Below are 13,220 nucleotides of genomic sequence, written 5' to 3' on the forward strand. Positions count from 1 at the left end.
ACGCTGTGCACTCGAACCGACCAATTCGTAATCATAAATCCTTCCTTTTTTCAATTTTTCACTTTTCACTTTTCAATTTAAAGTACATTTGCGTGCGATATTTATTATGGAAAAAGAAAAGACAAAACGATTGATTGATTTCGATCGAACCGGTTTCGAAAACGACGAACTGCTTACCATTTATAAAGCAATGGCCAAGCCGCGATTAATCGAGGAAAAAATGCTGATTTTGCTGCGCCAGGGGAAAATTTCCAAATGGTTCTCCGGATGGGGACAGGAAGGAATTTCAGTTGGTTCGGCTTACGCGATGAAACAGGAAGAGTTTATCCTTCCGATGCACCGCAACCTGGGTGTTTTCACAACCAGGGGAATTCCATTAAGTCGTTTGTTTGCCCAATTCCAGGGAAAAATGTCCGGATTCACCAAAGGACGCGACCGTTCGTTCCACTTCGGAGCAAAAGATTATAATATCGTGGGGATGATTTCCCACCTGGGGCCTCAGCTCGGAATTGCTGACGGAATTGCCCTGGCAAACAAACTGAAAGAAAACAACCAGGCAACCATCGTGTTCACCGGCGACGGTGGAGCATCCGAGGGAGATTTCCACGAGTCGCTGAACGTAGCGGCAGTATGGGAACTTCCGGTGATTTTTGCCATCGAAAATAACTGCTGGGGACTATCTACTCCAAGCAACGAGCAGTTCCGCTGCAAACAATTTATCGACAAAGGAATCGGTTACGGAATGGATGCGTTCCAGGTTGACGGAAACAACGTCCTGGAAGTGATCCGCACTGTGCGCAAAATTGCCGATTCAATCCGCCAGAAACCTCGCCCATTCCTGTTGGAATGTATGACGTTCCGTATGCGCGGACACGAAGAAGCTTCCGGAACAAAATACTACCCGGATGGTCTTCAGGACGAATGGGCGAAAAAAGATCCGGTTGCGAACTTCGAACTATACCTGCTGGAGCAAGGCGTTCTAACAGAAGAACTCGTTGCACAGGTTCACCAGGAAATCAAAGACGAAATCCAGGCAGGATTGGACATTGCTTTTGCTGAAAGCCCGATTGAAGCAGATCTCGACAGAGAATTAAACGATCTTTACGCTCCATATACGCAAGAAGTAATTGCTCCTGCAAGCAGTTCCAAAACTGAAAAACGACTGATTGATGCCGTTTCGGATTCCCTGAGACAAAGCATGGTGCGTTTCCCGGAATTGGTCATCATGGGACAAGATGTTGCAGAATACGGAGGTGTATTTAAAGTGACAGAAGGTTTTGTAGAACAATTTGGAAAAGGACGTGTGCGCAATACGCCACTTTGTGAATCGGCGATCGTAGGGACAGGCTTAGGATTGTCCATCAGCGGCATGAAAGCGGTTGTTGAAATGCAGTTTGCAGATTTCGTAACCTGCGGATTCAACCAGATCGTCAATAACCTGGCTAAAATTCACTGGAGATGGGGGCAAAATGCCGATGTGGTTGTGCGTATGCCTACCGGAGCAAATACAGCCGCAGGACCGTTCCACAGCCAAAGTAACGAAGCGTGGTTCTTCCATACTCCGGGATTGAAAGTCGTTTACCCGGCATTCCCGGGTGATGCAAAAGGATTGCTGAATGCAGCGATCGAAGATCCGAACCCGGTTCTGTTCTTCGAGCACAAATTCCTGTACCGAAGCATCCGCGAAGATATTCACGACGATTACTACACAACGGAAATCGGGAAAGCTGGATATGTGCGAAAAGGAGACGATTTAACGATCATTACCTACGGATTGGGAGTTCACTGGGCAATGGAGACTCTGGATGCGCATCCTGAGATTTCTGCCAACCTCATCGACCTGAAAACGCTCTTGCCTTTGGATACGGAAACGATCTACGAAGCAGTGCGCCAAACCGGGAAAGTAATTGTCTTGCATGAAGACTGTATGACCGGTGGAATCGGTGGTGAAATCGTTGCATTGATCAATGAAAACTGTTTCGATGCACTGGATGCACCTGTTAAACGCGTGGCGTCGCTTGATACTCCGGTTCCGTTTGCAGTAGCATTGGAAAAACAATTCCTTCCGGCAGAACGCTTCAAAAAAGCGCTGGTTGAATTGTATGAGTTCTGATAAATCAAATCTGAAATAACCAGCAGGGAATTGGAATAAAAAAGTCGGGGCGGAAAATTTTCCGCCCCGACTTTTTTCGTAATAAATCAATTTTTCTTCTTAGTCTTTTACCACCGTATAACCAGGGTATTTTGATTTGTCGAATACAAACTTGCTGTCTTCGATAGCCGGATTAGAAGTAAACTTCGTCATGGTAAACGTAGAAACCGTACCGTCGTTTGACTTCATGATCGCTTTTTTCAATTCGTTATCTTCTTTTGAAATGTAGATAACAATCGTGTGGTAATTCGCTTTTTTCGGGTTTTTCGGGTACAGGTAAATTACGTGTACTTTCTCTCCGTTCAATGTTTCTTCTTTCTCGTACTTGCTTTTGAAACCGGTTTCCCAGATCGTCATTAATTTCTTTGGGTTGATCGATTCTTCATCACTTCCGGAAGCATCCGTTTCATACACCGTTTTCTCTTCTTTTACGATACTCCAGGTTTTCAAACCATTTGAAATCAAGGTTGTTTCACCGTATGTTGCACAGTATTTATCTCCTTTTACCCATCCTTTCCCGGACAAGTTGGAATTCGTTCCGTTTGTACTGTTTTTAATGGTTGCGCTAAATTCTACGTAGAAGGTTTTCAGTCCTTTTATTTTTGCCGAAACTTTATCCAGAATAGCGTCAGCCTTTGCGTCCTGGCTGTATGACAAGGTACTTCCCAATAGAGTTAAGCAAATAATTAAGTATTTCATGTTTCACAAATTTCTGTGCAAATATCAGAAATTGTGCCACAATTCATGCATCCGGCTTAAAAAATGCTGTTAGATTTCTGTTAAAAAGAAAATACAAAATTGAAAATGAAGAATGGAAAAGTTGTTTTAAGGTCAAAACATTTGAACTATTAACATACTGAGCCTGTCGAAGGATGAACCAAACATAAAAGAAAATCAATTCGTGATTCCTTTCGAGCGCAGGTACTCTTCCAGGCTTTCCAGATCGCCAAACAGTACTTCGCGGGCTTTACTTCCCTGGAATGGCCCGATAATGCCGTATCCTTCCAGCTGATCCACAATACGTCCGGCACGGTTGTAACCCAATTTCAGTTTTCGCTGCAACAAGGAAGCCGATCCCTGGTTGTTGATGACCACAATTCGCGCAGCCTCGGCAAACATCGAATCGATATCATCCAGGTCCACATCGCGGTCTTCACCACCATCTGCTCCTACGTATTCCGGCAGGATCAACGCTCCCGGATATGCGCGCTGCTCCCCGATAAACTTACAAATATCTTCAACCTCCGGTGTATCGGCGAATCCACACTGTACGCGGATCAAATCCTGCCCGAGTGAAATCAGCATATCCCCGCGACCGATCAACTGATCTGCTCCGGAAGAATCCAAAATGGTACGTGAATCGATTTTCGACAATACGCGGAACGCGATACGCGCCGGGAAGTTGGCCTTGATCATACCGGTAATCACATTCACTGACGGACGCTGCGTTGCCACAATCAAATGGATTCCGATCGCGCGGGCCAACTGCGCCAAACGGGCAATCGGGTGTTCCACTTCTTTACCTGCAGTCATGATCAAATCAGCGAACTCATCAATCAGTACCACGATATATGGCAGGTAACGGTGTCCTTTTTCCGGGTTCAATCTGCGGGCAATAAATTTCGCATTGTATTCCTTGATGGTTCGCACTTGTGCTTCTTTCAGCAATTCGTAGCGCGCATCCATTTCGATACAGAGAGAATTCAGCGTATTAACCACTTTGGAAGTATCCGTGATAATCGCATCCTCTTCTCCCGGAAGTTTTGCCAGGAAGTGTCGTTCGATGCGGTTGTAAAGCGTTAATTCCACCTTTTTCGGGTCGACCAGTACAAACTTCACCTGAGCCGGGTGTTTTTTATACAGGATTGAAACCAGGATGGCATTCAATCCAACGGATTTCCCTTGTCCTGTAGCACCGGCAACCAATAAGTGAGGCGCTTTGGTGAGGTCGAACGTATAGGTTTCGTTGGTAATCGTTTTCCCCATCACGATCGGTAGTTCGAAATCCGAATTCTGGAATTTTTCCGAAGCAATGAGTGATTTCATGGAAACCATATCCGGCTTGCTGTTCGGAACCTCGATCCCGATTGTTCCTTTCCCGGGAATCGGTGCAATGATCCGGATTCCAAGGGCAGACAAACTCAGTGCAATGTCATCTTCCAGGTTCTTGATTTTCGAAATCCGCACACCCGGAGCCGGAACGATCTCGTATAGCGTCACCGTAGGCCCGACCGTTGCTTTGATCTTTGCAATGTCTATTTTGTAGTGAGACAGCGTTTCAACAATCCGGTTTTTGTTGTCTTCCAACTCCTGTTTGTTGATCGATACCTGTCCGTTTCCATAATCTTTCAATAAATCAATCGGAGGCAGCATGTAGCCTGCCAAATCCAAAGTAGGATCGTAATCACCGTATTCCTGGCGAATGGAATTAAATTCATCATCTGAAAGCGTGGCATCTGTTGCTGCAATGCTTACTTTGAAATCACTTTCCTCCTCTTCTTCTTCCACGATCGGTTCCAGCACCGGGATTTCCGGTTCCGGCATTTTTTCTACTCCGGACTGGATGACGATGAAACTGTCGTCCTCGCCGTCGCCATAATCTTCGTCCTCTTCTTCAATTTCTTCCTCCTCGTCTTCGTCAAAAGCCACTTCTTCTGCACGGGTATCTGCTTTGATCTGGTCTTCGCGGATCGTGTTCACCACGTGAATATCGGAAACGGTATTTGCCGGAAGCGGCTGATGATCGTCTTCAAAAAACGATTCTTTCGCACCTTTGGCTTTGTTCCACCACGACACAATATCAGCGTTGAACAAAACTACCAGTACAATCCACAACAGGGAAACGATCGCGATAAAACTTCCGAAACCGCCTACTGTGAGTTTTAACCATTGGTTGATGGTAAATCCGAAGGTTCCTCCCAAATAATCAATGTGTTCAACAAAAAATCCGAGGAAGATGGAACTCCACACCATGAACAAAGCCGCAACGGCAATCGATCTGCGGATCGGAAGAAGCAAGATATTCAGTGTCCACTTGAATCCGATCAGGAAAATGATGAAGGAAATGGCAAACGAAGAAATTCCGAACCAGCGGTACATGAACAGGTGCGACATCCAGGCTCCGAATTTCCCCAGCCAGTTTTCTACCGGCAGCGGGTTTCCGTCAAAAAGAAATGTGAACAAAGAAGTATTGAGTACACGATCCTGGTCTGCTTTCCAGGTAAAGAAATAGGAAAAACAAGACAGGAACGTGAAGAAGGAGAACAGCACCATGGCGATCCCCATAATTGTCTTGAATCTTTTTTTGTCGAAACGGTTCAGAAGGCGATCCAGCAAAGCATTATCCGTCGACTTGCGTTCTTTTTTCACGCCAGCCTTCGGATTTTTCTTGATCTTTTCTTCTGCCTCTTGTTCGCCTTTTTGCCTGTATTCGTTTTCCAATGCCATTCTTCACGAAGTATCTTACGAAGATAAGGACATAAAGCCGCTTTGAATGATTGGTTACGCTTTAACTATAAACAAACTACTGTTCATTATTCTGATAAAAAATATGCATGAATTCCTCAAAGCTGATCCGCTTGTAATCCGAAGGAATTCCGAAAAGATCCCGCGAAAGCGTTTCCGGTTTCTTTTCCACCAGTTCGTAGTGAATCAGTCCGTCCTGGGAAGGAATGTAATAATCGACTGCCAAACCGCTCACTTCGGGGTAAACCTGCAGGTATTTGTTCGGCATTTTCTTGGCGAAATAGCAGTAAAAACCGGCTGTGTTTTTGTCTTTCACAAAGTATCTCCGCGCCTTCACCCCGGCAATTTTCTTCGATCCGGATTTTTTCTTCACCGTATATCCTTTGTCGGTAATAGAGTCTGTTTTTTTAGACAAATCTGTTTGAATGGCATACTTTTCTCCATCAAGCTGAAGCAGCAAATACGCTTTGTTCAGATGCATATTCCGGATATAAACCTGCACTCCGAACTGCTCCGTTTCCGTTTCCACCCGCACAATCGTGTCGTTGGTATAGAGCTTAACCCCCCAGGACCGCATCACCGCATTGGTATCAGGAGCCAGCAAACTGGCTTTGTATTTCAGGACACCCGAAAACGGTTGCTGGGCATGAGATAAAAAAGTGGTCAAAACGATCAAAATCGCACAGAGAATTCGGGACATATTATTCAAAAGTTGCAAAGAGATTATTCATTTTCTGGTCGTACTCACGGTAGGTGATATGCGTTCCTTTAGCCGGCAAAGTAAACAAACGTTCTTTGGATTGATCCATTTTCGGGATAAACTTTTTCGCCCGGTAATCCATCCGGATTCCGAAACGATCAATCGAATAAGCCAGCAATACTCCGGGAACGGCGTGAAAGGTATTGTACCAGTTCGGATCTTTCAAGCCGATCTCTTCCGTGTACCAGAGTGTGATGACATCCGATTTGTTTTTCTTCCCGCGGGCAATGGCTTTTTTGACCTGGAATCCGGCCAGCGTATCGGTTTCATCTGTAAACCGGATGTCGTATGTTGCCTGATCGCGGAGCATGTTTTGCATTTCCTTCGGGGTCAATTTTGTTTTAAAAGCTTCTTCGCCGTATTGAAAATAAATCTCAACTTGTTTTTGGTTACAGTCGAACAGTACAATATTCTGAAGATTGGCCCGGCTGACGTCATGTCTCACAACCCCGTTCAGGAAGCTCACTTCCACTTCTTTGGGAAGAATACTGTAGAGGAACGCATTCTTTTTCGAGTTCGGGTAATCTACTGAATAAATGATCGTTCCTTCCCTGACAAGCGGCTTTTTGGGAGCACAGGATGCCAGGAAAAGCAAGCAGATTCCAAAAAGTATTGCTGAGCGCTTTACGAACATATAAGGTCTTTAACATGAATGCGATACGGAAAATTGTTGAAAAGGTTTCGATCCCTTGAATAACTTAAGCGATTCAGACGAAAGCAAATATGTATTTTTGCCGTATTAACAATTTGTTATGCATCGAAAAATTGAAATCATTGTAAACAACTCAGAATTAACAGCCGGAACAAGAGGTGCATCGTTAGGCCCCGGAGCGATTATGACGGCTGCACGAAAAACAGACAATCCTTATTTCAGCGCCTACCCGCTTCACCCTTTACCGGATTTCAATCATTTTCTTGACCAAACCAGCACAACCGAATTTGCTAAAAACATTCTTCCATATAAACAGGTTTTTGAAGCCGTTGCCGACAAAACACAATCCATTCTGAAACGGGGATCTTTTCCGTTGATCCTGGCTGGCGACCACGGTTCGGCTGCCGGAACCATTGCGGGGATCAAAGCCGCTTTCCCTGAAAAACGATTGGGTGTAGTCTGGATTGATGCACACGGAGATTTGCACTCGCCCTACACCACACCTTCCGGGAACATGCACGGAATGCCCTTGAGCCTTTCATTAGGGAACGACAACCTCGCTTACCGGAGAAATACTCCTTCCGATGAAGTAACCCGTATCTGGGATGAATTGAAATTCAAATACACCGGAAGCGCGAAAATCAACCCGGAAGACCTCATCTTTATCGGGGTGCGGGATACTGAACACGAAGAAGACCAGTTGATTGCTGAAAATAACATTACCAACCATACGGTTGAAGCACTTCGCAGAGAAGGTTCGCAGGAAATCGTAAACCAGGTTCTGAAACAACTGGAAGCCTGTGATGCCATTTATGTATCATTCGACGTAGATTCAATGGACCCGGAAGTGACGTCTTTCGGAACAGGAACTCCGGTTGGAAACGGGATTTTTCCCGATGAAGCACAAGAAATATTAACTTTGCTGGCTCAAGACCCCAAAACAACGTGTATTGAGTTCGTAGAAGTCAATCCGTGTTTGGACAACAAATTAAATACGATGGCAGAAACGGCCTTTTCGTTACTGGAATCCGTGACTGCCGCTTTAGAGAAGTGAAAAGTGAGAATGGAGAATTGACAAGAAGAAGACTATCGGAGACAAGAGCCGGGACTTCTTCGAAGCACATCTGTTCAGACTTTTCAACTATAAGACAATGATTTAAACAACACGACGGAAACGGTTTTTCTTTAGTTAGAACCCGTGTTTGTCACATGAATAATTGAGAATTGATCATTGAGAATGGAAAAGGGAGAGTTGGACTTAATACCAAGAATGACGGACTTTCCCTGATTACACAGATTCTTAACTTTTCAATTTTCCATTTTAAATTTTCAATTAAATAATACAGTCCTGATGGAAAAATTAATCAAGTCGGCGATCATTGAAAAATCCAACGAATTGTTTGGGTTCGATTGCTCCGACTCGCTTATTCAGTTTCAAAAAACGAAAAAAGAATTCGAAGGAGACACTACACTGGTGTTGTTCCCTTTGATGAAACTTGCCGGAAAATCTCCGCAAGAAATTGGAAAAGTGTTGGGTGATTTTTTAAGGGACGATGTACGCTGTATCCGCGATTATTCGATTATCGGAGGTTTCCTCAACGTGAGCTTCCCGAACAGTTACTGGACACAGCAATTGCATGAAATCAACTCCGATGCAGATTTCGGATTGGCTGCTAAAAATTCGAAGCCGGAGATCATGGTGGAATATTCTTCACCGAATACCAACAAACCACTGCATTTGGGACATTTGCGCAACAACTTCCTCGGGTATTCCGTTGCTAAAATCCTGGAAGCTTACGGGCATCCAGTGATTAAAACACAGATCATTAACGACCGTGGAATCCACATTTGCAAAAGCATGCTTGCCTGGCAGAAATTCTCTCCGCTGAATGAAAAAGGAGAACGCGAAAACCCGGAAAATACCGGAATGAAAGGCGACAAGCTGGTTGGAAAATACTACGTGGAATTCGACAAGCACTTCAATGCGGAAGTAAAGGAAATCATTGCGCAGTGGAATGCCGGGCAATTTGAAGGTTTCCCGGGAACAACCGTTGCGAAATTCCACGAGTTTACCGAAGCCAAAGCAGGGAAAGACGAAAAAGCCGTTGCAGCACTCGACGATAAGATCAAGGAACTGGCGAAAAACGAAACTTCCATCCTGAAAGAAGCAAAAGACTTGCTGGTTCGCTGGGAAGGAAGAGATCCGGAAGTGTACCTGCTCTGGACAACTATGAACGGCTGGGTTTACAGCGGATTTGAGGAAACTTACCAGAAAATGGGAGTTCAATTTGATCGTTTGTACTACGAATCCGACACCTTTATCCTGGGGAAAGACCTCGTAAACGAAGGATTGCAAAAAGGTGTTTTCTACCAAAAAGAAGACGGTTCGGTTTGGATCGATCTGACGGGAGAAGGGCTCGATCACAAGCTATTGCTACGTTCCGACGGAACATCCGTGTATATGACACAGGATTTGGGAACTGCCGTTGACCGTTTCAATGATTACCCGGGATTGACCGGAATTATTTATACCGTAGGAAACGAACAGGATTACCACTTCAAAGTGTTGTTCCTGATCCTGGATAAACTGGGGTATTCCTGGGCAAAATCCTGCTTCCACTTATCCTATGGAATGGTTGATCTTCCGACCGGGAAAATGAAATCCCGTGAAGGAACCGTTGTAGATGCCGACGACCTGATGGACGAAGTGATCGAAAGCGCGAAGGAAATGACTTCGGAGCGGGGTCACCTGGACGGAATGACGGATACTGATCGCGAGCATTTGTACAAACTGATCGGGATGGGTGGTTTGAAATATTACCTACTGAAAGTCGACCCGAAGAAACGCATGCTGTTCAACCCGGCAGAATCAATTGAATTAAATGGTCACACCGGACCGTTTATCCAGTATGCTCATGCCCGTATTCAATCATTGCTTGCGAAAGCAGCGGCGTTTGAACTCGATACGGAAACCGCAATGGGTGATGCTGAAAAGGAAATTATCAAGCAATTGGTATTGTATCCTGCAGCGATCGAACAAGCAGCGAAAGAATATGCTCCGTCCGTAATTGCGAATTACACGTATGAATTGGTCAAATTGTACAATCAATTCTACCAGAACATCACCATTTTGAGTGAAACGGATGAAAAGCAGAAAGCACTTCGTCTGGCTTTAAGCAAAAATGTAGCAAAAGTGATCAAAAGTTCGATGCTATTGTTAGGAATTGAGGTTCCGAACAGAATGTAACTGAATAAAAAAGAGGGTACGCGATGCATTGCGTACCCTCTTTTTATATCCTCTTTTATACTTTACCGGTAAACAACCTGGCGATGACTATAATTACGATCGCACCGACAGTTGCGGTCAATAAGACTCCTAAAATGCTTCCTGAAGCAAAAATGTTGAGTAATCCGAACAACCAGGTTCCGACTACACCACCTAAAATTCCAAGTACGATATTGAAAAGTACACCACCTCTGGAACTATCCATAATTGCTCCGGCGAGCCAACCGGCCACACCTCCTATTATCAATGCCAATACCCAACTCATAAGATTCGTTTTTAATGTGAATAAGGGTAATTTAACCAAAATGAATCAGGATTAAAAGGATTTTAGCTTTCGTTAACAGGGTGAAAAAACCGTCACTTCGAGCGCGAAGCGTATCGAGAAGCAGGCGTTTTTTTCAATGAATGTCCTTGTCCCGATACGCTTCGCGCAGGACAGGACACTGAAAAATGGAACACAGATTTAGTTCGTTCCTCCCAAAAAGGCGTACATCAGGATATTCGCTCCCATCTGAAGAGCTTGTTTGCGTTTTTCTTCCGGGTCGTTGTGCACAGCCTGATCTTCCCAACCGTCACTCAAATCGGTTTCTACGGTATACAGGCAGACAAGTCTTCCGTCAATGATGATTCCGAAAGCCTGCGGACGTTTTCCATCGTGCTCGTGGATCTTTGGCAAGCCGCCGTTGAAATCGTACTTCTGATGAAAAACCGGGTGCGAAAACGGCAGTTCGACCAGTGAATTATTGGGAAATACTTTTTTCAGTTCATCGCGGATGAATTTATCCATTCCGTAGTTGTCATCGATATGCAGAAAACCGCCTCCCAACAGGTAATTTCGCAAGTTTTCAGCTTCTGTGAGGGAAAAAACCACATTCCCGTGACCGGTCATATGGATAAACGGATACAGGCTCAGTTCCGGGCTTCCGACATCTACATACGGTGTTTCTTTCGAAATAGTCGTTCCCAGATTCACGTTGCAAAATTGCGCCAGGTTCGGAAGTGCCGTAGGGTTTGCATAGTAATCCCCTCCTCCGCTGTATTTCAAAAAGGCAATCTGATAACTACCCTGTGCCATCGAAGTCAGACTGACTAAAAGTGTAAAAACAAAAACAATCGATTTCATTTCATTAGCTGTTAATTGCCAAAACGCAAGCTACCATTCCGGCGGTTTCGGTTCTGAGACGTGATTCTCCCAAATGTACGGCTTCGTAGCCATGTTTCAAAGCCAGAGCTACTTCCTTTTCGCTGAAGTCTCCTTCCGGACCGATCAGGATGCGGGAATGATGACTCAACTGCTGAACTGCCTTCTTATCACCATCCATGCAGTGTGCAATGCCTCCGTTTGGATTGTTTGCCACAAAATCAGCAAAATTTTGCAGTTCTTCTATCTCGAGTAAAAAATCATGCTGTGCCTGTTTCATAGCCGAAATCGCTACACGCTGCAAGCGATCCAGCTTCAACTGTATGCGTTCGGAACGTTCACAGTTCAGGAACGAAATTTTCGTTGCTCCGACCTCCACGATTTTTTCCACCATCCATTCCATCCGGTCGAGGTTTTTCGTCGGCGCAATGGCCAGGTGAAATCCATTTCCGTCGCGTTTTTTCAGTTCTTTCGAAACCACTTTCACCAAACATTTTTTGGGATGCGCATCGACAACCTCTGCTGTTACGATGAGTCCCTTGCCATCCAGCAACAGGAATTGATCGCCTTGCTCGTAACGCAAAACGCGGATTACGTGCTTGGATTCTTCTTCCGGAAGGTGGAATGTTTCCGAATCTGGGATATGTAAGAGAAAAAAACGTCTCATCAGTTGAGGATTTGAACCAGCATTTCTTTGAGTAATTGTCCGTCAGAAGTAGAACTATTCCCTACTCCTTTGGCTTTGAGGTCGTAATGATGCAGAATTTCGACATTGCGCGCCAGGATTTTCGGCGGGTAATTCGGGCTGTTGCGAATCAGTTCTTTTGCCACAAACGGATGCAGACCAACGGATGACGCAATGGCTTCCGGGCTTTTATTCGGAGCAAAATGAACACGCATCATATTCGTAAACAACCTGAAAACAGACGGAATCACTACAATAATCGAATGGTCTTTCGGGTTTTTCTCGAAGTAATCTGCAATCTGGAAAACTTTCAATGAATCACGTACGGCGATAGCGTTTACCAGCTCAAACACGTTGTAATCTTTCGAAATCCCAATGTTTTCTTCGATGTGAACATCTGAAATCCGGGTTCCTTTTTCCAGTACAATGGCCAGTTTTTCGAGTTCGTTTACAATCCGTGACAGGTCATTTCCTAAAAATTCGCCCAGCAATGCAGCAGCTTTCGAGGTAATCTCAAATCCTTCGGAACGTACATACGTCGCAATCCATTCGGTGAGGTTGTAATCCTTGACTTTCTCCGATTTGAAGTTTACTCCGTACTTCGCCAGCTCTTTGGCAAATTTCCGTTTTCCGTCGAGTGCTTTGTATTTGTGGCAAAGTACCAGGATGTTCGTTTCCACGAGATTCGGAAGCAGTTTTTCGAGTTCGTACAGGTCTTTCAAATCCTGTGCTTCACGTACTACGACTACTTTTCGCGTTCCCATAAACGGAAAGCTGCGTGCTTCGCTCATCAAAGCCGTGATGTCGATATCCCTTCCGTAGTAAACCGCCAGGTTGAAATCCTTTTCGGATTCGTCGACTGCGTTTTCAATGATCGCATCCGAAAGCACATCAATGAAATACGGTTCTTCACCGTGCAGCACATAAATCGGCTGAAATGAGCCGGCCTTGATGTCTTTCAGAAGCGCTTTGTAATCCATACTCAAAATTACGAATTACGAATTACGAATGATGAATTACACGGGGATTTTCTTCGCCGATAATACCATTAACGAAAAAATTCATCGCTCAGGTCGAAT

The 13,220-nt window shown here is 44.8% G+C and carries 11 protein-coding genes; 3 read left to right on the forward strand and 8 right to left on the reverse strand.

Translation table 11 applies throughout. The features are described 5' to 3' along the window. Positions 1 to 106 precede the first annotated feature (106 nt). Complete coding sequence (locus ABDV94_RS06685) at positions 107 to 2,113, forward strand: dehydrogenase E1 component subunit alpha/beta (protein ID WP_343605849.1); 2,007 nt, start codon at positions 107 to 109, stop codon at positions 2,111 to 2,113. Between the two features lie 99 nt (positions 2,114 to 2,212). Here ABDV94_RS06685 and ABDV94_RS06690 read toward each other — a convergent pair whose 3' ends face one another. The 4 genes from ABDV94_RS06690 to ABDV94_RS06705 all read right to left on the reverse strand — a co-directional run bounded on the left by ABDV94_RS06690 (position 2,213) and on the right by ABDV94_RS06705 (position 7,011). After that, positions 2,213 to 2,851 (reverse strand): outer membrane lipoprotein carrier protein LolA, encoded by a 639-nt coding sequence (locus ABDV94_RS06690; RefSeq protein WP_343605850.1) that lies wholly within the window; start codon positions 2,849 to 2,851, stop codon positions 2,213 to 2,215. A gap of 195 nt (positions 2,852 to 3,046) precedes the next feature. Continuing rightward, a complete protein-coding gene (locus ABDV94_RS06695; protein WP_343605852.1) occupies positions 3,047 to 5,599 on the reverse strand; it encodes a DNA translocase FtsK in 2,553 nt (850 codons plus the stop codon). A gap of 76 nt (positions 5,600 to 5,675) precedes the next feature. After that, positions 5,676 to 6,317 (reverse strand): hypothetical protein, encoded by a 642-nt coding sequence (locus ABDV94_RS06700; protein ID WP_343605854.1) that lies wholly within the window; start codon positions 6,315 to 6,317, stop codon positions 5,676 to 5,678. A gap of 1 nt (position 6,318) precedes the next feature. Then, a complete protein-coding gene (locus tag ABDV94_RS06705; RefSeq protein ID WP_343605856.1) occupies positions 6,319 to 7,011 on the reverse strand; it encodes a hypothetical protein in 693 nt (230 codons plus the stop codon). A gap of 118 nt (positions 7,012 to 7,129) precedes the next feature. On the opposite strand from ABDV94_RS06705, the gene ABDV94_RS06710 reads away from it, so the two are divergent. Both ABDV94_RS06710 and argS read left to right on the forward strand, forming a co-directional pair. Next, positions 7,130 to 8,083: an arginase gene (locus ABDV94_RS06710; RefSeq protein WP_343605858.1), complete on the forward strand. Its 954-nt coding sequence runs from the start codon at positions 7,130 to 7,132 to the stop codon at positions 8,081 to 8,083. A gap of 297 nt (positions 8,084 to 8,380) precedes the next feature. After that, on the forward strand, positions 8,381 to 10,276 hold the full coding sequence (gene argS, locus ABDV94_RS06715) for an arginine--tRNA ligase (RefSeq protein WP_343605860.1): 1,896 nt from the start codon (positions 8,381 to 8,383) through the stop codon (positions 10,274 to 10,276). A 55-nt stretch (positions 10,277 to 10,331) separates the two neighbouring features. Here argS and ABDV94_RS06720 read toward each other — a convergent pair whose 3' ends face one another. From ABDV94_RS06720 to holA, 4 genes are all read right to left on the reverse strand, one after another. Further along, a complete protein-coding gene (locus ABDV94_RS06720; protein ID WP_343605862.1) occupies positions 10,332 to 10,580 on the reverse strand; it encodes a GlsB/YeaQ/YmgE family stress response membrane protein in 249 nt (82 codons plus the stop codon). 198 nt (positions 10,581 to 10,778) lie between these two features. After that, entirely contained in the window at positions 10,779 to 11,438 is a 660-nt protein-coding gene (locus ABDV94_RS06725; protein WP_343605864.1) for a DUF4159 domain-containing protein, read from the reverse strand. Positions 11,439 to 11,442: 4 nt separating this feature from the next. Continuing rightward, positions 11,443 to 12,123, reverse strand: a complete 681-nt coding sequence (locus ABDV94_RS06730) for an RsmE family RNA methyltransferase (protein ID WP_343605866.1) — start codon at positions 12,121 to 12,123, stop codon at positions 11,443 to 11,445. Continuing rightward, positions 12,123 to 13,121, reverse strand: coding sequence for a DNA polymerase III subunit delta (holA, locus tag ABDV94_RS06735; protein ID WP_343605867.1), 999 nt, complete (start codon positions 13,119 to 13,121; stop codon positions 12,123 to 12,125). Before holA ends, ABDV94_RS06730 begins: the two co-directional genes overlap by 1 nt. Positions 13,122 to 13,220 lie beyond the last annotated feature (99 nt).

The sequence above is a fragment of the Fluviicola sp. genome, from assembly GCF_039596355.1.
GTDB lineage: Bacteria > Bacteroidota > Bacteroidia > Flavobacteriales_D > Crocinitomicaceae > Fluviicola.